Source organism: Allobosea sp. TAF32, from assembly GCF_052113585.1.
In the GTDB taxonomy this organism is placed as follows: domain Bacteria; phylum Pseudomonadota; class Alphaproteobacteria; order Rhizobiales; family Beijerinckiaceae; genus Allobosea.
Genome location: NZ_JBFRDM010000006.1, coordinates 156,847 through 175,405, shown reverse-complemented (window position 1 = coordinate 175,405; position 18,559 = coordinate 156,847). Strand labels below are relative to the sequence as shown.

The 18,559-nt window shown below is 66.3% G+C and carries 18 protein-coding genes and 1 pseudogene; 10 read left to right on the top strand and 9 right to left on the bottom strand.

What is annotated here, in order from left to right; translation table 11 throughout:
* Positions 1-5 precede the first annotated feature (5 nt).
* Both AB4Z16_RS14410 and AB4Z16_RS14405 read right to left on the bottom strand, forming a co-directional pair.
* On the bottom strand, positions 6-1,097 hold the full coding sequence (locus AB4Z16_RS14410) for an ATP-dependent DNA helicase (protein ID WP_441512039.1): 1,092 nt from the start codon (positions 1,095-1,097) through the stop codon (positions 6-8).
* 83 nt (positions 1,098-1,180) lie between these two features.
* The gene (locus AB4Z16_RS14405; protein WP_441512038.1) at positions 1,181-2,842 is read right to left on the bottom strand and encodes a methyl-accepting chemotaxis protein; all 1,662 of its coding nucleotides are present in this window, start codon (positions 2,840-2,842) and stop codon (positions 1,181-1,183) included.
* A 196-nt stretch (positions 2,843-3,038) separates the two neighbouring features.
* On the opposite strand from AB4Z16_RS14405, the gene AB4Z16_RS14400 reads away from it, so the two are divergent.
* Together AB4Z16_RS14400 and AB4Z16_RS14395 are read left to right on the top strand one after the other, a co-directional pair.
* Positions 3,039-4,028: an alpha/beta hydrolase gene (locus tag AB4Z16_RS14400; protein ID WP_441512037.1), complete on the top strand. Its 990-nt coding sequence runs from the start codon at positions 3,039-3,041 to the stop codon at positions 4,026-4,028.
* Positions 4,029-4,047: 19 nt separating this feature from the next.
* Positions 4,048-4,902, top strand: a complete 855-nt coding sequence (locus AB4Z16_RS14395) for an alpha/beta fold hydrolase (protein ID WP_441512036.1) — start codon at positions 4,048-4,050, stop codon at positions 4,900-4,902.
* Positions 4,903-4,919: 17 nt separating this feature from the next.
* Here AB4Z16_RS14395 and AB4Z16_RS14390 read toward each other — a convergent pair whose 3' ends face one another.
* Positions 4,920-5,504: a GNAT family N-acetyltransferase gene (locus tag AB4Z16_RS14390; protein WP_441512035.1), complete on the bottom strand. Its 585-nt coding sequence runs from the start codon at positions 5,502-5,504 to the stop codon at positions 4,920-4,922.
* 92 nt (positions 5,505-5,596) lie between these two features.
* Between AB4Z16_RS14390 and AB4Z16_RS14385 the strand changes: the two genes are divergently transcribed.
* Positions 5,597-6,214: a LysE family translocator gene (locus AB4Z16_RS14385; RefSeq protein ID WP_441512034.1), complete on the top strand. Its 618-nt coding sequence runs from the start codon at positions 5,597-5,599 to the stop codon at positions 6,212-6,214.
* Between the two features lie 18 nt (positions 6,215-6,232).
* Here AB4Z16_RS14385 and AB4Z16_RS14380 read toward each other — a convergent pair whose 3' ends face one another.
* Complete coding sequence (locus AB4Z16_RS14380) at positions 6,233-6,928, bottom strand: SDR family oxidoreductase (protein ID WP_441512033.1); 696 nt, start codon at positions 6,926-6,928, stop codon at positions 6,233-6,235.
* Positions 6,929-7,022: 94 nt separating this feature from the next.
* On the opposite strand from AB4Z16_RS14380, the gene AB4Z16_RS14375 reads away from it, so the two are divergent.
* Positions 7,023-7,817 (top strand): class I SAM-dependent methyltransferase, encoded by a 795-nt coding sequence (locus AB4Z16_RS14375; protein WP_441512032.1) that lies wholly within the window; start codon positions 7,023-7,025, stop codon positions 7,815-7,817.
* A 29-nt stretch (positions 7,818-7,846) separates the two neighbouring features.
* On the opposite strand, the gene AB4Z16_RS14370 is transcribed toward AB4Z16_RS14375, so the two are convergent.
* A complete protein-coding gene (locus AB4Z16_RS14370; RefSeq protein WP_441512031.1) occupies positions 7,847-11,446 on the bottom strand; it encodes a hydantoinase B/oxoprolinase family protein in 3,600 nt (1,199 codons plus the stop codon).
* A 224-nt stretch (positions 11,447-11,670) separates the two neighbouring features.
* Here AB4Z16_RS14370 and AB4Z16_RS14365 point away from each other — a divergent pair, with 224 nt between their 5' ends.
* From AB4Z16_RS14365 to AB4Z16_RS14350, 4 genes are all read left to right on the top strand, one after another.
* Complete coding sequence (locus tag AB4Z16_RS14365; protein ID WP_441512030.1) at positions 11,671-12,219, top strand: TRAP transporter small permease; 549 nt, start codon at positions 11,671-11,673, stop codon at positions 12,217-12,219.
* A gap of 3 nt (positions 12,220-12,222) precedes the next feature.
* The gene (locus tag AB4Z16_RS14360; RefSeq protein WP_441512029.1) at positions 12,223-13,530 is read left to right on the top strand and encodes a TRAP transporter large permease; all 1,308 of its coding nucleotides are present in this window, start codon (positions 12,223-12,225) and stop codon (positions 13,528-13,530) included.
* Positions 13,531-13,570: 40 nt separating this feature from the next.
* Entirely contained in the window at positions 13,571-14,560 is a 990-nt protein-coding gene (locus AB4Z16_RS14355) for a TRAP transporter substrate-binding protein (RefSeq protein ID WP_441512028.1), read from the top strand.
* A gap of 166 nt (positions 14,561-14,726) precedes the next feature.
* Entirely contained in the window at positions 14,727-15,251 is a 525-nt protein-coding gene (locus AB4Z16_RS14350) for a winged helix DNA-binding protein (protein WP_441512027.1), read from the top strand.
* Here the strand turns inward: AB4Z16_RS14350 and AB4Z16_RS14345 are convergent, their stop codons facing one another.
* From AB4Z16_RS14345 to AB4Z16_RS14335, 3 genes and pseudogenes are all read right to left on the bottom strand, one after another.
* Positions 15,252-15,410, bottom strand: a complete 159-nt coding sequence (locus tag AB4Z16_RS14345; RefSeq protein ID WP_441512221.1) for an SRPBCC family protein — start codon at positions 15,408-15,410, stop codon at positions 15,252-15,254.
* 3 nt (positions 15,411-15,413) lie between these two features.
* Positions 15,414-15,587 (bottom strand): annotated as a pseudogene (locus AB4Z16_RS14340) (hypothetical protein); the annotation flags it as partial.
* 219 nt (positions 15,588-15,806) lie between these two features.
* A complete protein-coding gene (locus AB4Z16_RS14335; protein ID WP_441512026.1) occupies positions 15,807-16,130 on the bottom strand; it encodes an ArsR/SmtB family transcription factor in 324 nt (107 codons plus the stop codon).
* 137 nt (positions 16,131-16,267) lie between these two features.
* On the opposite strand from AB4Z16_RS14335, the gene AB4Z16_RS14330 reads away from it, so the two are divergent.
* Positions 16,268-17,170, top strand: coding sequence for a DMT family transporter (locus tag AB4Z16_RS14330; RefSeq protein ID WP_441512025.1), 903 nt, complete (start codon positions 16,268-16,270; stop codon positions 17,168-17,170).
* 72 nt (positions 17,171-17,242) lie between these two features.
* Here AB4Z16_RS14330 and AB4Z16_RS14325 read toward each other — a convergent pair whose 3' ends face one another.
* Complete coding sequence (locus AB4Z16_RS14325; protein ID WP_441512024.1) at positions 17,243-17,878, bottom strand: pyridoxamine 5'-phosphate oxidase family protein; 636 nt, start codon at positions 17,876-17,878, stop codon at positions 17,243-17,245.
* Positions 17,879-18,030: 152 nt separating this feature from the next.
* Between AB4Z16_RS14325 and AB4Z16_RS14320 the strand changes: the two genes are divergently transcribed.
* Complete coding sequence (locus tag AB4Z16_RS14320; RefSeq protein ID WP_441512023.1) at positions 18,031-18,555, top strand: hypothetical protein; 525 nt, start codon at positions 18,031-18,033, stop codon at positions 18,553-18,555.
* The last annotated feature ends 4 nt before the right edge of the window (positions 18,556-18,559 follow it).

Genomic DNA, 18,559 nt, shown 5'->3' with positions numbered 1-18,559 from the left:
AGGCTCTACATAACCACCGTGATCGTCTCCGCCGCGCGCGTCAGGCCCGTATAGAGCCAGCGCGCCCGGTGCTCGCGGAAGGCGAAGCTCTCGTCGAAGAGCACGACATCGTCCCATTGCGAGCCCTGCGATTTATGCACCGTCAGCGCATAGCCGAAGGTGAACTCGTCGGTGTGCTTGCGCAGCTCCCACGCCACCTCCTCCTCCGTCCCGTCGAAGAAATTCGGTAGCACCGAGACCTTCACCGCCTTGGCGCCGGTGTCGTCCTCCGGCGTGACGCGCATGGTGACCAGCCCCTTCTTCGAGGTCTTGATCTCCTGCACGATCCAGGAGCCGCCATTGAGCAGCCCCTTGCTCTTGTCGTTGCGCAGGCAGACCAGCTTCTCGCCGGCGACGGGGCTGTTGTCCGTGCGGCCCATGAGCTGGCGGATGCGGGCATTGTAGTTACGCCGCGTCTTGTTCATCCCGACCAGCACCTGGTCCGCCGTCATGACGATCTCGGGATTGACCTCGTCGCGCCGGATCACCCGGCTGGGGCCGTACTCGCCATAGTCGAGCCGGCCGCCCTCGCGCACGATCATCGACATCCGTACGATCGGGTTGTCCGCCGCCTGCCGATGCACCTCGGTCAGCATCACGTCGGGCTCCTGCTCGGTGAAGAAGCCGCCACCCTTCACCGGCGGCAACTGCGCGGGGTCGCCCAGCACCAGAACCGGCGTGCCGAAGGAGAGCAGATCGCGCCCCAATTCCTCGTCGACCATCGAGCATTCGTCGATAATGATGAGCTTGGCCTTGGTGGCGGCGCTCTCGCGGTTGAGCACGAAGGTCGGGCTCTCCTCCTCGACCCCACGCGAGCGATAAATCAGCGAGTGGATGGTCTGCGCACCATGACAACCCTTGTTGCGCAGCACGAGCGCGGCCTTGCCGGTATAGGCGGCGAAGACGACGTCGCCATCGACCGCCTCGGCGATATGGCGCGCGAGCGTCGTCTTGCCGGTGCCGGCATAGCCGAACATGCGGAAGAGCTGCGGCTCGCCGGCCTGCAGCCAGCGCGCCACGGCGGTCAAAGCCGCATCCTGCTGGGGCGACCAGCTCATCGCGAAGGAAGCGTCGAAAAGGGCATGGCCCAGATGGGGCAGAGTCGCGCGCCAAAGGCAAGCGCGACGATGCGGGAACCGCTTCAGGCCGCGCGCAGGCGCCGGACGAAGGCGCCGGCCTCAGCCTGCAGCGCATTGATCCGGCGGTCGAGCTCGCCAGCGCTGTGCGCGCCCATATCGGCCTGCCCGACGGTCTGCAGATTAGCCGCGGCGATCTCGGACATCGCAATGGCGGCTGTCGCAGTCACGTCGGAGATCCGCCCGACCGTCTCGCCGAGCGAGCCGAGAAGCTCGACATGCGATCCCACCATCGTCGCGATCTCGGTGCCGGTCTGTTCGACAGCCGCGACGCTCGCTCCAATGGTCGAGACCGCTTGCGCCGCGTGGGACAGCGCTTCGTCGGCTTGCGCGATGCGATGGACAATCCGCGCGGCAGCCTCCGACGCCTGGTTCGCCAGCGTCTTCACCTCGGCGGCGACGACGGCGAAGCCACGGCCATGCGACCCCGCCCGCGCGGCCTCGATCGTGGCGTTGAGGGCGAGCAGATTGGTCTGACGCGCGACCGCCTCGATAATGCCGACGACATCGCGGATCTGCGCCGCGTTCTCCGTCAGCCGCGAGACCAGCGCATGCGTTCCGACGGCTTCGCGGGTCGCGGCCGTCGCCATCTCCGAGACGCGCCTGACCTCGGCATTGATCTGCCCGATGACGTGCTCCATCCGCAGCGCAGCCTCGGTGGAACGAATCGCCTCGACGCCGGCTCCATCGACCGAGGCGGCAGCCGTCTCCGTGCTCTTCGAGACCTGATGGACGCGCACAGCCGAGTCCTGCAGCGCCATGCGCAGCACTTCGCTCTCCCGCCCGATCTCGCCGAGCAGCATGCCGAGCCGCATCTCGAAATCATCGGCGATCCGGGCAAGCTCCGCGCTGCGCATCTGCGCATGGCGTCGGGCGTCGCCGGCTTCCGCCTCTTGCGTGACCAGCGTTGCCCGCACCTCGCTGAACTGGCGCACCACGCGGGCGAGCTGGCCGATCTCGTCGGCCCTCTCGCGATAAGGCACCTCGATGACGCGGTCCGACGCCGCGGCCTCACCGATCGCGGCCATCAGCCGCCGCAGAGGGCGCGTCAGATGGCTGCGCAGCAGCAGGAGCGTGGCAAGCCCACCGCCGAGCGGCAGCAGGCAGGCAAACAGAATGGTCCAGAGGCGGACATCGCCAGCGCGCTCCCCAGCCTGGGCCGTCGCCGCGCTCGCCCGGCGCGCAAGCTGGTCGCGCAACGTCGATGTCGTCGTGATGATCTGGTCGACATTGATGCGTGCGTCCTCCGCCCCCGCTTCCAGGAGCGCCGCCTTCGCCGAAACCCGGTGGCCGATGTCGACGATGCCGCGCTGGAAGGCGATGAAGGTGCGGATCCGCGCATCCAGCGTCGGATTGGCTTCGCGCAAGGCGGCGGGCAAGGCGGACATCAGATGCGCGCGGGCCGCATCGACGAGTTCGATGGCGCCGTCGAGCCGCTCGAGCATGGCTTGGACCTGCTGCGTCGACATCTCGGGATCGACACTGCTCAGCAGCGCCGTGGCAGCGACGCGGCTGGAGAGCAGGGAAGCGCTGCTGGCAAGGCCGATATCGGTGAAGGCCGCAGCATCGATACGCCGGGCCTCGTCGAAACCGCGCAAGGCGCTGACCAGGCCCAGCGCCCCGGCAAGGCTCAGCAACGCGAAGAACGCCATGATCTTCGCCGTCAATCCCAATCGCCTCATGGCCGTCACCACCTCGTAGCCAGGCTCCTTTCGCAGATGCGAACGAACGCAAGGTTAATGCGGATCGGCATACCGGAACAAAATCAATATTTTAGCCGATTACATAAAGCCCCCGACCGCTCCGCTCCGAGCCGGTTCTCCCGCCATTGCTCGCGGCGAAGAGGCAGCCTAGCTTCGCGGCATGAGACCTCGCGCCACCCGGATTCTCCTGCTCTGTCTTGGCCTTGTGCTGGCAGCCTATGCGGCCTTCGTCCTGTCGCCCTGGCCCTCGGCCCTGCTGACGCGGCTTGCCTTCGGCTACGGCGCCTCGAAGACCGATGCCGCCCTCGCCAAACATCTTCCGACCGACATTCGCGAGTTGCTCGACATCCGCTATGGCGCAGCGGAGGAGGCGCGCCTCGACGTCTATCTGCCCCAAGGTGAGGCCAAACCGGGGCGGCCGACCGTCGTCTGGATCCATGGCGGCGCCTTCGTCGCCGGCGACCGCAAGGATGTCGCGCCCTATCTCAAGGTTCTGGCCGGGCGCGGATTTCCTGCCGTCGCGGTAGGCTATACCCGCGCACCGACCGCCCGCTATCCCGAGCCTGTTCGACAGGTGAACGAGGCGCTCGGCTTCCTGCAGCGCGAAGGCCAGAGCCTCGGCATCGATCCTACCCGGATCGTGCTCGCAGGCGACTCGGCCGGCGCCCATATCGCCGCCCAACTCGCCGCCGCGCTGACAGGCGGGGACTATGCCGAATTGCTCGGCCTGAAACCGGCTGTGGACCCGGCAGCGTTGCGGGGCACCATCCTGTTCTGCGGCGCCTTCGACCCGACTGCATTCGAGCTGACCGGCCCCTTCGGCGGCTTCATCCGTTCCGTGCTGCTGGCCTATTTCGGCACGTCGAACCCATTCGACAGCGAACGCATCACCGAGGCGGCGGTGCCCCGCTATGTGACGGAAGCTTTTCCGCGCAGCTTCATCTCGGTCGGCAATGGCGACCCGCTGGCGCCGCAATCAGTGGTGATGGCGCAGGCGCTACGCGACCGCGGCGTCAAGGTCGAGACGCTGTTCTTCCCGCCGGAGACCGAGCCGAAGTTGCCGCACGAATACCAGTTCGATCTCGACCGCCCTGAAGGAAGGCAGGCACTGGACCGGCTGACGGCTTTCCTGAACGACCTGAAGAATTGAACTCCCGGATACGACAATCATGCACGTCACAGTGAACGGGGTTCGCCTTTACGTCGATATCGAAGGAGCCGGGCTGGTCCCCGACGGGCCGCGGATGCGCGAGAAGCCGACACTCGTCCTGCTCCATGGCGGGCCGGGGTTCGACCATAGCATGTACAAGCCTGCCTTCTCGGCTTTGAGCGATATCGCCCAGATCGTCTATTACGATCACCGCGGCTGCGGGCGTAGCGAGAACGGTCCGACAGACCGCTGGACGCTCGACCAATGGGGTGACGATGTCAGGACCCTTTGCGACACGCTCGGTATCGAGAAGCCGATCGTGCTGGGAACGTCCTTCGGCGGCTTCGTCGCGCAAGCCTATGCGACGCGCCATCCCGGCCATACCGCGAAGCTGATCCTGGTCAGCACGGCCGCAAAGTTCGATTTTCAGCAGGTCTATGAGGCCTTCGAACGCATGGGAGGCGCCGAAGCGGAAAACGCGGCAAGGGGCTATTGGTCGGCCCCCTCCGATGCGACCCGGGCGGTCTACGGGAAGGTCTGCGTCCCGCTCTACGCGCCTCGCAACCAGACGGATGACGGGTCATGGATCGCCCGCGCCATCATGCGCAACGAAACCGGCGTCCACTTCAACGGCCCCCGCAACGAGCACGGCCGCTTCGATTTCAGGGATGAACTTGCGCGCATTTCCTGTCCGGTCCTCGTTATGGCCGGAGACAGGGACCCGATCACACCGATCGCGTTCAGCGAGCAGATCGCGGCAAGCCTCCCACCTGAACAAGTCCAATTTCAGCGCTTCGCCGATTGCGGACACGGGATCGTCGCCGATGATCGCGATGGCGCCTTGCAGGCGATCCGTAGCTTCATCCTCGCATAGAGCGAAACCCGCCCCGCCTAAAGCACCAGCCTGAGCAGCGGCCGCCCCGGCTTCTGGCGGGCGACCTCGACGAAGCCAGCGCGCAGGAGCATGGTTTCCGGCCCGACATAGAGCCCTTCCGCGCTGCGCTTGTCCTGATTCGCCATTGCAGCGGCTTCGATCAATCGCGCGCCGCTCGTCCGCGCGAAATCGATCGCTCCATCGAGCAGAGCCCCGGTGACGCCCTTGCCGCGAAAGCCTTTGCGCACGAAGAAGCAGGAAGCCGCCCAGTTCCGCTCGTCGTCCGCCGGCGCATCCGGCAGCGGCGTCGAGGCGCGCTGCGGATTGTTCCATTCGGGGATGTGGGCGCGGGGACCGACCTGCAGCCAGCCGACAGCCTTGCCCTCGGCATAGGCGAGCACGCCGGGCGGCGGCCCCTTCTTCACGCGGTCCTCGAACAATTGCCGCGCGCCCTCGCCTAGCAGGGGCATGCGCAGCCGCTGCGGCATGCGGAAATGGTTGCACCAGCAGCCATAGCAGGGTCCCTGCGGACCGAAGAGATCCTCCAGGTCGTTCCAGCGTTCCGGCGTCAATGGGCACACGAAAAAGCTGGCAGCCCCCATTACGAACCTCCCGTTTCGGCGATGATGTGAAGGGGCTGGACACCCGTCCGACATCGGCAGATCACTAAGCGCCACAGCCGGAGGCCCGCGCCATGTCGCTCGAAGTCTATGCCGCCTATCTCCTCGCCTGCATCGTCATCATCATCGTTCCCGGGCCCACGGTCACGCTGATCGTCGCCAACAGCCTGAAGCACGGTACCCGCGCCGGCCTCCTCAATGTGGCAGGAACGCAGGCTGGGCTTGCGGGCATGGTCGTCATCGCCGGCATCGGGCTGAGTTCGGTCATCGCCGCGCTCGGCCACTGGTTCGAGTGGCTGCGGCTGGCCGGCGCCGCCTATCTGATCTGGCTGGGCTGGAAGATGTTCCGCTCGGCCGGCATTGATCTCGATCGCGGCGCCCCGGCCAAGCCGCCGCGCGGCGGCTTCTTCCTGCAGGGCGCGCTCGTAGCTCTCAGCAATCCAAAAACATTGCTGTTCTTCGGCGCCTTCTTCCCGCAATTCCTCGATCCGTCGCGCGACCACGCCACACAGATCGCGATCATGGGCGCGACGGCGCTAGCCTTCGCCGCGCTCAGCGACGGCACCTATGCGCTGCTATCCGGACGCGCCGGCCATCTGCTCTCGCAGCGGCGCGTCCGGCTTCTGTCCAAGCTCAGCGGCGGCTTTCTGATTGGCGGCGGTCTCTGGCTCGCCTCGACGCGGGCGAACTGAGCCGACGATGCCTCGGCCTCACCAGGCGATCTTCTCGCCTGTGTGGTCGCGGAAGCTGTTGGTCTCGGCCATGCCGGAGGCATCGATGGTTCGGATCAACCCGCGGGCACTCTCGGCCGGCGTGATGTCGGCGCCGCTGCCGCCCATATCGGTCTGAACCCAGCCGGGATGGAACAGCATCACGCTGACATTGCGCTCGCGCACGCTGTTGCCGAACACCACCATCGCCATGTTCACCGCCGACTTCGACGAGCGGTAGATCAGCGCGTTGCCGGGATTGGCGCCGATCGAGCCCATGCGGCTTGAAATCGTCGCGATCTTGCGACCCTGGCCCGCCTCGATGTTCGGCAGGAAGGCCTGCGCGACCCTGACGGGCGCATAGACATTGACTTCGAAGACCTCGCGCCAGGCGTCGAAATCGACGTCGAGCCCGGCCTGCCGGTCGCGCGGGCCGTAGAGGCCGGCATTGTTGAGCAGAACATCGATGGCGCGGCCGGCCAGCGCCTCCTTGGCGGCGGCTACGCTCGCGTCGGAGGTGACGTCGAGCTCGACCAGCGTCAGCGCGCCGGGATGCGCCGCCGCGAGTTCGCCGAGCGCTCCGCCCCAGGGACTGCGCGCGGCGGCGATGACATGGTCGCCACGGCGCAGCAGTTCGATCGTGAGCGCAAGCCCGATGCCGCGATTGGCACCGGTGATCATCCAAGTCTGGGGCATGAGCATTCTCCGTGACGGAGACTGGAGGTAGGGCTTAGCGGCGCCTATTTCCAGACGGATAGTCCGCCTCCGAACATTGGAAAAGGCCGTCGACATGACCGAGCAGCAGATCCGCTTCAACGACGGCGCCGCCTATGAAGAGATGATGGGCAAATGGAGCCGTCTCGCCGGGGACGTCTTCCTCGACTGGCTCGCCGCGCCCGTAGGCCTGCGCTGGGCCGATATCGGCTGCGGCAACGGCGCTTCGACGCAGTTGATCTTCGATCGCTGCGCGCCGGCCGCCCTGAGCGGCATCGACCCGTCGCCGGGGCAACTCGATTATGCCCGCAAGCGCCCCGTCGCCAGCCTCGCCGAATTCACGTTGGGCGATGCCATGGAGCTGCCCTTCCCTGATAGGAGCTTCGATGCGGCGGTCATGGCGCTGGTGATCTTCTTCGTGCCCGCCCCCGCCAAGGGCGTGGCCGAGATGGCGCGCGTCACGCGGCCCGGCGGCCTCGTCGCCGCCTATGCCTGGGACATGCCGGGCGGCGGCTTTCCGCTCGACCCCGTTCTGATCGAACTCAAGGCGCTCGGAATGACGCCGCCACGCCCGCCGAGCGCGGACGTCTCGCGGATCGAGAGCATGGCCCAGCTCTGGACGCTGGCAGGGCTGCGCGATGTCGAGACGCGCGAGATCAGCGTACGCCGCTATTTCGCCGATTTCGATGCGTTCTGGCTCGCAAGCACGCTCGGCGCGACCATCGCCCCCGCCATCGCCGCCTTGCCCTCGCAGGCTGTGGCCCAGCTCAGGGACAAGGTCCGCACGCGTATTACCATCGGTGACGATGGCCGCGCCTCCTATGTCGCGCGGGCCAACGCCGTGAAGGGGCGCGTGCCCATGCCGAGCTGAGGCACGGGACGTCTCAAGCTGCCGCGGCTTCAGTCCTTCGCTTTTCCATAACCGCCCGCCGTCGGCGTGATCACCGTCACCGCCTCGCCGGCCTGAAGCAGCGTCTGGTCGGAGGGCTTCAGCTCCTCGACTGCGCCCGAGAGCCTGCGCACCACGGTCTTGCCGAGTTGACCGGGTTCGCCCCCCTTCACCCCGAAGGGCCGGACCTTGCGGTGCGAGGCGAGGATGGCGCAGTCCATCGTCTTGAGGAAGCGGATGGTGCGGCTGGTGCCGTCGCCCGCTGTCCATTCGCCCTTGCCGCCGGAGCCGAGGCGGATATGGAAATCCTCCAGCACGACCGGGAAGCGCGTCTCCAGAATCTCCGGGTCGGTCAGCCGCGAATTGGTCATGTGGACGTGGACGCCAGAGGTGCCGTTGAAGCCGGGACCGGCCGGCGAGCCCGAGCAGATCGTCTCGTAGTACTGATACTGGTCGTTGCCGAAGGTGAGGTTGTTCATCGTGCCCTGCGAGGCCGACATGGCTTCCAGCGCGCCGAACAGCGTATTCGTCACCGCCTGCGACACCTCGACATTCCCCGCCACCACTGCGGCCGGATAGCGCGGCGCGAGCATGGAGCCTTCCGGCACCACGATCCGGATGGGACGGAGGCAGCCGGCATTCATCGGGATGGCATCGTCGACCATGACGCGGAAGACATAGAGCACAGCGGCGCGCGTCACCGGCGCCGGAGCGTTGAAATTGTCGGGCCGCTGCTCGGAGGTGCCGGTGAAATCGACCGTCGCCTCGCGTTTCTCGCGGTCGATGGTGATCTTCACCTTGATCGCGCAGCCCTGATCCATCGGATAGGTGAACTCGGCATCATGCAGCTTGGTCAAAAGCCGCGCCACACTCTCGGCCGCGTTGTCCTGGACATGGCTCATATAGGCCTGCACGACATCCAGCCCGAAGGAGCCGATCATCTTCTGCAGCTCCGCCAGGCCCTTCTCATTGGCAGCGATCTGCGCCTTCAGATCGTTGACGTTCTGCACGACGTTGCGGACCGGATAGCGCGCACCGGTGAGCAGCTTGACCAGCTCCTCCTCGCAGAAGCGGCCCTGATCGACGATTTTGAAATTGTCGATATAGACGCCTTCTTCCTCGATGTTCGTCGCCAGCGGCGACATCGAGCCCGGCGCCGTGCCGCCGACATCGGCGTGATGGCCGCGGCTCGCCACCCAGAACAGGATCTCCTTGTCCTCGGCATCGAAGACCGGGGTGCAGACCGTGATATCGGGCAGATGCGTGCCGCCATTGTACGGAGCATTGAGGCAATAGACGTCGCCCGGCCGGATGACCGGGTTGTTCGCGATCACCGTCTCGACCGAGCGGTCCATCGAGCCGAGATGAACCGGCATGTGCGGCGCGTTGGCGACGAGTGCGCCGGTCTGGTCGAAGACCGCGCAGGAGAAATCGAGCCGCTCCTTGATGTTCACCGAATAGGCGGTGTTCTGCAGCGTCACGCCCATCTGCTCGGCGATCGACATGAACAGGTTGTTGAAGATCTCGAGCATCACCGGATCGGCCTTGGTGCCGATCGCCGCCTGCTGGACCAGCGCCTTGGTGCGGACGAGGACGAGATGATCCTTGGCCGTCAGCTTCGCCGTCCAGCCGTCCTCGACGACGACGGTCTGGTTGGGTTCGATGATGATCGCTGGTCCCGCGACGCTCTGGCCGGGCTTCATCGCCTCGCGGCGAACGATCGCCGCATCGTGCCATGCGCCCTTGGCGAAGAAGCGCGAGCGCTCGGCCACGGCCGGCTCGCCCGCCTGCTCGGAGGCAGCGGCCTCCTCGAACTTCGCGCCGCCGCCGACGGCCTCGACCTCGACAGCCTCGACGACCAGCGCCTTGGTCTCGTCCATGAAGCCGAAGCGCGCCTTATGCGCCGTCTGGAAAGCCTCCTGCATCGCGGCTCGGGTGCCCGCCGGGACGGCGATGGCGGTGTCGGTGCCGGCATAGCGGATATGGGCGCGGACATGGATGGCGATATCGCCTTCCGGCACACCCTGCCCCGCGACTTCCGAGCGTGTCTCGGCCGCGAGCTTCTCGGCCACGGCGTCGATCGCGGCCTTCGCCCCTCCGTCGACCGGGACATCGAGCGCGGCGGTGCGCGTCGAGCGGATTTCGGCCAGCCCCATGCCATAGGCCGAAAGCAGCCCGGAGAACGGGTGCAGCAGCACGGTCTTGATGCCGAGCGCATCCGCGACGAGGCAGGCATGCTGGCCGCCGGCACCGCCGAAGGAATTCAGCGCATAGCGGGTGATGTCGTAGCCGCGCTGCACTGAGATCTTCTTGATCGCCTCGGCCATGTTGGCGACGGCGATCTGGATGAAGCCGTCAGCGACCTCCTCGGCCGAGCGGCCATCGCCAACCTCCTCTGCCAGCGCGGCGAACTTCGCCCGCACCACCTCGACATCGAGTGGCTGATCCTGCTGCGGGCCGAAGATCGTCGGGAAGTAGGAGGGGATCAGCTTGCCGACCATGACGTTCGCGTCGGTCACCGCGAGCGGCCCGCCGCGGCGATAGGCGGCCGGCCCCGGATTGGCCCCGGCCGAATCCGGACCGACGCGGAACCGCGCGCCGTCATAATGGAGAATCGAGCCGCCGCCGGCCGCGACCGTATGGATCAGCATCATCGGCGCGCGCATGCGAACGCCGGCGACCTCGGTCTCGAAGGCGCGCTCATATTCGCCGTCGAAATGCGCGACGTCGGTCGAGGTGCCGCCCATGTCGAAGCCGATCACCTTGTCGAAGCCGGCCGAGCGGCCGGTCTCGGCGAGGCCCACGACGCCGCCCGCCGGACCGGACAGGATCGCATCCTTGCCCTGGAACAATTCGGCGGCGGTGAGACCGCCCGAGGACATCATGAACATCAGGCGCGCGCCGGTGCGGGCGACATCCAGTTCTTCCGAAACCTGCTGCACGTAGCGGCCGAGGATCGGCGAGAGATAGGCGTCGACCACGGCGGTATCGCCACGCCCGACCAGCTTGATCAGCGGCGAGACTTCGTGGCTGACCGAAACCTGCGGAAAGCCGATCTCACGAGCAATGCGCGCCGCCGCCTGCTCATGCGCCGGATAGCGATAGCCATGCATGAAGACGATGGCGACGGCGCGTAAGCCGGCATCGTACTGCGCCTGCAGCGCCGTGCGGACCGCGGCCTCGTCAATCGCCTGCTCGACCGTGCCGTCGGCGAGCACGCGCTGCTCGACCTCCAGCACGTCGTCATAGAGCTGCTCGGGCTTGACGATCTCCTTGGCGAAGATGTCGGGCCGCGCCTGGTAGCCGATGCGCAGTGCGTCGCGGAATCCCTTGGTGGTGACCAGCAGCGTCCGATCGCCCTTGCGCTCGAGCAGCGCGTTGGTGGCGACGGTGGTGCCCATGCGCACCTCGCCGACGGCCCCGACCGGGATCGGCTCGCCCTTCTTCAGGCCGAGGAGGTCGCGGATGCCCTGTACGGCCGCATCGCGATAGGCGCCGGGGTTCTCCGAAAGCAGCTTCCTGGCATGGAGATTGCCAGCAGGATCGCGCCCGATCACGTCGGTGAAGGTGCCGCCGCGATCGATCCAGAAGTCCCAGTAAGCCGCCGACATAAGACGATCTCCCCCTCCGCCAGGCCAGCAATGGATTACGCTGACGTTTTATCGATAAATCGTCGATGAGTTATTGACAAGGCGATTCCGACGGCTACGATCTCGATTGTGACTGGAACATGGCTGAGGGGCCAGGCCGGTACGAAAGCGGAGGATGTGACGATGCGAGCAACCCTGGCAACCGGGCGCGCACGCGCCATCGACCGGCGGGAGCGGCGCGCGCCATGATCCGCCGCACGCTCGATGCGCTCTATCTTGCAGCCGGCTACCTCGCAGGGTTCTTTCTCGTCGGCATCTTCGTGCTGATGATGCTGCTGTCGGTCGGCCGCGAGATCAATCTCAACGTCCCCTCCGGCGACGACTTCACCGCCTGGTCCTTGGTCGCGATGGCCTTCCTTGGCCTTGCCCACACCTTCAGGAAGGGCGAGATGATCCGCGTCGGGCTGCTGCTCGAGCGCCTGCATGGCCGCGCGCGACGGATCGCGGAACTGGTCTCCCTGACGATCGCCGGGGCCTTCATCAGCTATTTCACCTGGCAGGCCGGAAAGCTCGCCTATGATTCCTGGCAGTTCTTCGACATGTCCACCGGCGTCGTTTCGGTGCCGCTCTGGATTCCGCAGAGCGGCATGGTCATCGGACTGGCGATCCTGCTGGTCGCGATCGCCGAGGAATGGATCACCGTGGCGCGCGGCGGCAAGCCGACCTACGAGCCCGAGCCGCCGCAGACGACGGAAGAGCTGATCGAGCGCGTCGCGCAAGGCGGGGGCGTCTGAGCCATGACCCTTCCCGTCCTCGCCATCGTCCTGCTCGGTTTCCTCGTCGTCATCCTCGCCAGCGGTGTCTGGATCGCTGTCGGCCTCGGCCTCGTCGGCCTGCTCGCCATGGTCCTCGTCACCGATGTCCCGATCGGACAGGTGCTGGCCACGACCGTCTGGAGCGCCTCGGCCTCCTGGACGCTGGCCGCGCTGCCGCTCTTCATCTGGATGGGCGAAATCCTGTTCCGGACGCGGCTGTCGGCGCAGATGTTCCAGGGCCTCGCCCCGTGGTTGCAATGGCTGCCGGGTCGGCTCGTGCATACCAATATCGTCGGTTGCGGCATCTTCGCCGCCGTCTCCGGTTCCTCGGCGGCGACCTGCGCGACGATCGGCAAGATCGCCCTGCCGGAGCTCAAGAAGCGCGGCTATGACGAAGGCATCAGCATCGGCACGCTCGCCGGCTCCGGCACGCTCGGACTGCTAATCCCGCCGTCGATCCCGATGGTCGTCTACGCGGTCACGGCAAATGTCTCCGTGCTGCAGGTCTTCCTCGGCGGCTTCCTGCCCGGCCTGCTCGTGATGGCGCTCTATATGGGCTACGTCATCATCTGGTCCTGGCTGAACCCGAAGAAGGTGCCGCCGCGCGATCCGCCGATGGCGTTCATGGCCAAGGTCCGCCAGTCCGCCAAGCTCGCGCCCTGTCTCCTGCTCATCGCGGCCGTCTTCCTCTCACTCGTGCTCGGCTTCGCCACCGCGACCGAGTGCGCCGCCTGGGGTGTGACCGGCGCGCTGTTCCTGGCTTGGTGGAGCGGCACGCTGACCTGGGGAACCTTCGTCGAAAGCGTGATGAGCGCGACGCGCCTGACCTGCATGATCATGCTGATCCTGGCCGGCGCGGCCTTCTGCACGGCGGCGATGGCCTATACCGGCATCCCGGCGGCGCTGGCGGACTGGGTCAAGGGCCAGTCGCTCTCCCCGCATATGCTCGTGCTGGCGCTGACCTGCATGTACATCATCCTGGGTTGCCTGATCGACGGCATCTCGATGATCGTGCTGACGGCGGTGATCGTGCTGCCGATGGTGAAGGAGGCCGGCTTCGATCTCGTCTGGTTCGGCGTCTACCTCGTCATCCATGTCGAGATGGCGCAGATCACCCCGCCGGTCGGCTTCAACCTGTTCGTGCTGCAGAACATGAGCGGCAAGGACACGATGACGATTGCGAAGGCGGCCTTTCCGTTCTTCCTTCTGCTGAACGTCGCCGTCATCATCATCACCACCTTCCCCGACATCGTGCTCTACCTGCCGAACCTGGCCTTCCCGGATCGGTGACCGTCGCAATCACAATCAACCAGAGAGAGGGAATGTCAGCATGATCAACCGCAGAACCTTGACGGCAGCCGCCTTCGCCCTCGGCGTCAGCGCGCTCGCCATGGCCGCCCCGGCCTCGGCGCAGACGAAGTGGAATCTCCCCAACGCCTATCCGACCGACAATCCGCATACGGAAAACCTCGCCCTCTTCGCCAAGGACGTCGAGGCTGCGACATCAGGCAAGCTCCAGATCACTGTCCATGCCAACGCGGTTCTGTTCAAGGCGCCCGAAATCAAGCGCGCCGTCGCCAGCGGCCAGGCCCAGATGGGCGAGGTCCTGATGTCGCTCCATGAGAACGAGGACCCGATCTACGGCATCGACGTGGTGCCCTTCCTGGCGACCAGCTTCGCCGATGCGAAGAAGCTCTATCTCGCCTCGAAGCCGGCCGTCGAGAAGAAGCTCGACGCGCAAGGCATCAAGCTGCTCTTCATGGTTCCCTGGGCGCCGCAGGGCGTCTACGCCAAGAAGGACATCAACACGGTGGAGGACATGAAGGGGCTGAAATGGCGCTCCTACAATGTCGGCACCGCCCGCCTCGGCGAATTGCTCGGCATGCAGTCCGTCACCATCCAGGCGGCGGAGCTGCCGCAGGCGCTCGCCACGGGCGTCGTCAACTCCTTCATGTCGTCGGGCGGCACCGGCTACGATTCCAAGGTCTGGGAGTCGCTCGACCGTTTCTATGACGTCCAGGCCTGGATCCCGAAGGATGCGACCTTCGTCAACAAGGCGGCGTTCAACGCCCTCGACAAGCCGACGCAGGACGCCATCCTCAAGGCCGCCGCCGCCGCCGAGGAACGCGGCTGGAAGATGTGGCAGGAGAAGGCCGGCTGGTACATCGACCAGCTCAAGGCCAAGGGCATGAAGGTGCAGGCACCGTCGCCGGAACTGGCGGCCGGTTTCAAGAAGGCGGGCGAGACGCTGACCGCCGACTGGTTGAAGAAGGCCGGCAGCGACGGCCAGGCGATCGTCGACTCCTATAAGAAGATGTGAGGCGGGCGCTTCGCCCCCGCGCCAAATCGCGATCACGGTCATCCCGGGCGACCGGAGGAAACCCGGGATCCATGCCGGAGTGATTCAGGCATGGATCCCGGATCGGCGCCGCTCACGCGGCTTGTCCGGGACGACGCAGCGTTTCTATTCAGGACGATCGAGCGCCATGACCTCTTCGCCCCCCGACGACCTCGGCCCGATCGTCTCCTCCGGCCACCTCGCATCGGGAGCATTACCGGCGCTCTCGGAATTCGAGTTCGCCATGAACATGACGGTGCATGCCTTCCAGCGCTGGATGATCCGTTGCATGGCGGCGGCCGGCATCGCTGACCTGTCGCCGCTCGACGTGCTCGTGCTGCACAACGTCAACCACCGCGGCAAACCGAAGCGGCTCGCCGATGTCTGCCTCGTGCTCAATATCGAGGACACTCATCTGGTGAACTATTCGATGAAGAAGCTCGAACGGCTGAAGCTGCTCAAGGGCGGTCGCAAGGGCAAGGAGAAGACCGTCGAGGTTACTCCGGCCGGCGAGGAGGCCTGCCGGCGCTACGCTCAGATCCGCGAGCAGCTTCTGGTCAAATCCGTCCGTGCGACCGGCACGGATCCCGCCCGACTCTCGGAGATCGCCGCCGCGATGCGTTCCCTGTCGGGCCAGTACGACCAGGCTGCGCGGGCGGCGGCGAGCTTGTAGTCAATCCGCCCCGCCAGGTTCCGGCAAGCCGGCATAGCGTGCGGCATATTCGGCTTCGAGCTTCGCGTGCCCTGACCAGAACCCGCGGCGTGCGCTGCCGCTGAGCAGATCCTCCAGCAGGCCCAGATGCATGTGCCAGCCGCCGGAAACGCTGGTCATCTCCGCCTTGCTGGGGAGCTTGCGGTGCGTCACCACCAGCAGGACCTTGTCGCCCTTGGGGGTCAGCGCGAACTCGACCTCGGACTCCGGCTCGCCGCCGCCCCCCCCAGGTGAAGGCGATGATCCGCGGCGCCTCGCAGCGCGTGATCGTGCCGGTCGCGCGCACGCCGTTCTCATGCACGCCGCGGTAGGCCTCCGGCGGTGCCTCATCGGTGATTTCGGAGTGCCTGAACAGCAGTTCGGCCTGCCCGCCTGCCCGCAGCTCGAACGCCCCTGTCGCCAGCCATTTCCCCCGCTTCTCAGATTCCGCGATATAGGACCAAACCCGCTCGATCGGCCCCGGCAGCAAGCGCTCGAAGCGCACCGCCCCGCTTTCCAGCACGACACCATATTCGCTCATCGCGTTTCTCCCTCGCCCGCCTCGGGCTTTGCGAGTTCCTGCTCCAGCAGATCGAGATGGCGTGCCCAGAAGCGCCGCACCCGGCGCAGCCAGGCGTCGAAGGCATCGAGCCCGGCCGGGTCGAGCCGATAGATCCTCTGCTGGCCACGGACCTCGACCGTCACCAGCCCCGCCTCGCGCAACACCTTGAGATGCTGCGAGATCGCCGGGGGGCTCGCACTGAAGTGCGCCCCGATATCCCCAGCGGGAAGCGCTCGCTCCGCCAGCATCTCGACGATGCTGCGACGGGTCGGGTCGGCAAGGGCGGCGAAGCGGTCCATGCCGGAATGATTCCGCTCTCACTTAATTAAGTCAATACTTAAATTATTCAGTGGCGCCCGTGATGCTGCGGCGCAGGATTGCCAGAGCTCCCGGACTCGGCCAGTTGTGGCCCGCTTCAGAGAACCAACGCCCCGCCATGACCGCCCGCAACGCCTCCCTCACCGGCATCGCCATGATGCTCCTTGGCATCCTGTTGTTTTCGCTCAACGACGTGATGGGCAAATGGCTGGTCGCCACCTACACGGTGGGGCAAGTCTTGGTGATGCGCAGCCTGGCCGCGCTCGTCGTCATCATCCCCTTCGTCTTCAAGCAGGGCGTGCACCGGACCTTGAAGCCGGAGCGTCCCCACCTGCAGGCGCTGCGTGTCCTCTTCGGCTCCGGCGAGGTCGCGCTGTTCTATCTCGCCGTCAGCTATCTGCCGCTCGCCGACACCATGACGATCTGGCTTGCCGCACCGGTCTGGGTCGTCATCCTCGCGGCCTTGCTGCTGGGCGAGCGCGTCGATGGCTGGCGCTGGCTTGCCGTGGCGCTGGGCTTCGTCGGCGTCGCTGTCGCGCTCAATCCGAGCGGCGCGAGCCTGTCGATGCCGGCGCTGATCGCCGTGGTCGGCAGCTTCTTCTTTGCTGCGATGATGATCGCCGGCCGACAGCTGCGCGGCACGCCGGACGTGACGCTGGTGACCTGGCAGACGCTCGGCGCGCTGCTGATGGGTCTGGCACTGTTGCCCTTCGGCTGGGTTACGCCGAGCCTGAAGGACGCAGCCCTGCTCGGCCTGCTCGGCATCGTCGCCATGACCGCCCATATCTGCGTCACCCGCTCGCTCAAGCTGGCGGAAGCCTCCGTCGTCGTCCCCTATCAGTACACGCTGATCGTCTGGGCGCTGGTTTTCGGCTGGTTCATCTTCCACGACTGGCCGACACCGGCCATGCTGTGCGGCGCGGCTCTGATCGTGGCCGCGGGCCTCGCCCTGCTCATCCTCGAGCGCCGGGCGGCCCCCGCGCCGTCACCGATTGAAGCGACGGGAGCCGGTGCTCCCTGACGCCCGCCGACCGAGGACAGACGGCAGACAACGGCTTGCCCGGGAACCTCGTTTCGACCTGTCCGGCGCCCGTCAGTACAGACGCGTGCGATAGCCTTCTTCGAGATTGCGATCGGCCTCGTCGCCATCGACCGCCTTGGTCTGGTCGGCAATGATGCGGCCGAGCGTCGGGAAGCTATGGCGTGGCACCTGCGAAGCCGGGTCCCACAGCTTCGAGCGGATCAGTGCCTTGCCGCAGTGGAAATAGGCCTCCTCGACCTCGACGATCAGGCCGGTGACCGGCGCACGCTCAAGCATGGCCGACGGCGCCAGCAGTTCGGCATCGCGCGTAGCCCGCCCCTTGCCGTTCACGCGCAACGTCTCGGGAATGCCCGGCACCATGAAGACCAGGCCGACGCCGGGCGCGGACATGACATTGCCGAGGGAATCGACCCGGTTGTTGCCGCGCCGATCCGGAATCAGCAGCGTCTTGTCGTCGAGCACGAGCACGAAGCCGGGCCCGTCTCCGCGCGGGCTCGCATCGGCATTGCCCTGCGCATCGCAACTCGCCAGCACGAGAAACGGCGAGAGGGCGATGAAATCGCGACAGAACCGGTCCAGCCTGCTCAGGACCTTGCCGGTCGCCAGCGGATGGACCGGGCCGATATGATTGCGCAGCACATCGGCATCCGAGATGCGCGCGGCCGGATCGTCGAAGCAGTTCGTCATGGCGTCTCCCCTATCACGCACAATCTGTCCGAAGCCGGAGAAGCGCACCAGCATGGCATCCGACGAGATGCCCCGGCTGTCTCGCATGACGCGGAGACTGTTACCGCAAAGACCCCAGGGCGCTCCGCAAGAGCAACGAGAAGCATCTTTTCTTGACCCTCGCCCGCGGCATCGCCATCGTGCCGTCTAGCTTTGCCCTCCTGAAGAGGCCTGATTCCATGCGCCGCGCCCTGCTGCGAACCGCCCTCGTCTCTCTCGCGTGCCTGACGGCCTTTGCCGCCGGCGCGACCGGCCGCCGCTACGTTGATCCCGCGGATCGGGCGGAGGCGCGCATCATCCCCTATTCCGGCAACGTCCCCGCCTGCGAGGATCCTGCCGTGCTCGACGAACTGACGAGCTGGTTCAACTCCCGCGAAGCGAAGTTCTGGGGCCCGCTTCGCGCGGTGAACTATGACCGCATCGCGCAGATCGGCTTTCGCCCCTGGGGCGACGACTTCATTCCGCGCCGCTTCTGCACCGGCCGCATCTTGCTCAACGACGGGAACTTCCACCGCGTCGATTATTCCGTCCGCGAGCGTCTCGGCCTCTTCGGGATGACCTGGAACGTCAACTGGTGCGTCAGCGGTCTCGACCGTAACCGGGCCTATGCGCCCGACTGCCAGATGGCGCGCCCCTGACGCG

Bases quoted from the DNA above. Each gene is read 5' to 3' on its own strand.
- AB4Z16_RS14410 (WP_441512039.1), bottom strand. From the start codon at position 1,097: ATGAGCTGGTCGCCCCAGCAGGATGCGGCTTTGACCGCCGTGGCGCGC.
- AB4Z16_RS14400 (WP_441512037.1), top strand. From the start codon at position 3,039: ATGAGACCTCGCGCCACCCGGATTCTCCTGCTCTGTCTTGGCCTTGTG.
- AB4Z16_RS14395 (WP_441512036.1), top strand. From the start codon at position 4,048: ATGCACGTCACAGTGAACGGGGTTCGCCTTTACGTCGATATCGAAGGA.
- AB4Z16_RS14390 (WP_441512035.1), bottom strand. From the start codon at position 5,504: ATGGGGGCTGCCAGCTTTTTCGTGTGCCCATTGACGCCGGAACGCTGG.
- AB4Z16_RS14385 (WP_441512034.1), top strand. From the start codon at position 5,597: ATGTCGCTCGAAGTCTATGCCGCCTATCTCCTCGCCTGCATCGTCATC.
- AB4Z16_RS14380 (WP_441512033.1), bottom strand. From the start codon at position 6,928: ATGCCCCAGACTTGGATGATCACCGGTGCCAATCGCGGCATCGGGCTT.
- AB4Z16_RS14375 (WP_441512032.1), top strand. From the start codon at position 7,023: ATGACCGAGCAGCAGATCCGCTTCAACGACGGCGCCGCCTATGAAGAG.
- AB4Z16_RS14370 (WP_441512031.1), bottom strand. From the start codon at position 11,446: ATGTCGGCGGCTTACTGGGACTTCTGGATCGATCGCGGCGGCACCTTC.
- AB4Z16_RS14365 (WP_441512030.1), top strand. From the start codon at position 11,671: ATGATCCGCCGCACGCTCGATGCGCTCTATCTTGCAGCCGGCTACCTC.
- AB4Z16_RS14360 (WP_441512029.1), top strand. From the start codon at position 12,223: ATGACCCTTCCCGTCCTCGCCATCGTCCTGCTCGGTTTCCTCGTCGTC.
- AB4Z16_RS14355 (WP_441512028.1), top strand. From the start codon at position 13,571: ATGATCAACCGCAGAACCTTGACGGCAGCCGCCTTCGCCCTCGGCGTC.
- AB4Z16_RS14350 (WP_441512027.1), top strand. From the start codon at position 14,727: ATGACCTCTTCGCCCCCCGACGACCTCGGCCCGATCGTCTCCTCCGGC.
- AB4Z16_RS14345 (WP_441512221.1), bottom strand. From the start codon at position 15,410: ATGACCAGCGTTTCCGGCGGCTGGCACATGCATCTGGGCCTGCTGGAG.
- AB4Z16_RS14335 (WP_441512026.1), bottom strand. From the start codon at position 16,130: ATGGACCGCTTCGCCGCCCTTGCCGACCCGACCCGTCGCAGCATCGTC.
- AB4Z16_RS14330 (WP_441512025.1), top strand. From the start codon at position 16,268: ATGACCGCCCGCAACGCCTCCCTCACCGGCATCGCCATGATGCTCCTT.
- AB4Z16_RS14325 (WP_441512024.1), bottom strand. From the start codon at position 17,878: ATGACGAACTGCTTCGACGATCCGGCCGCGCGCATCTCGGATGCCGAT.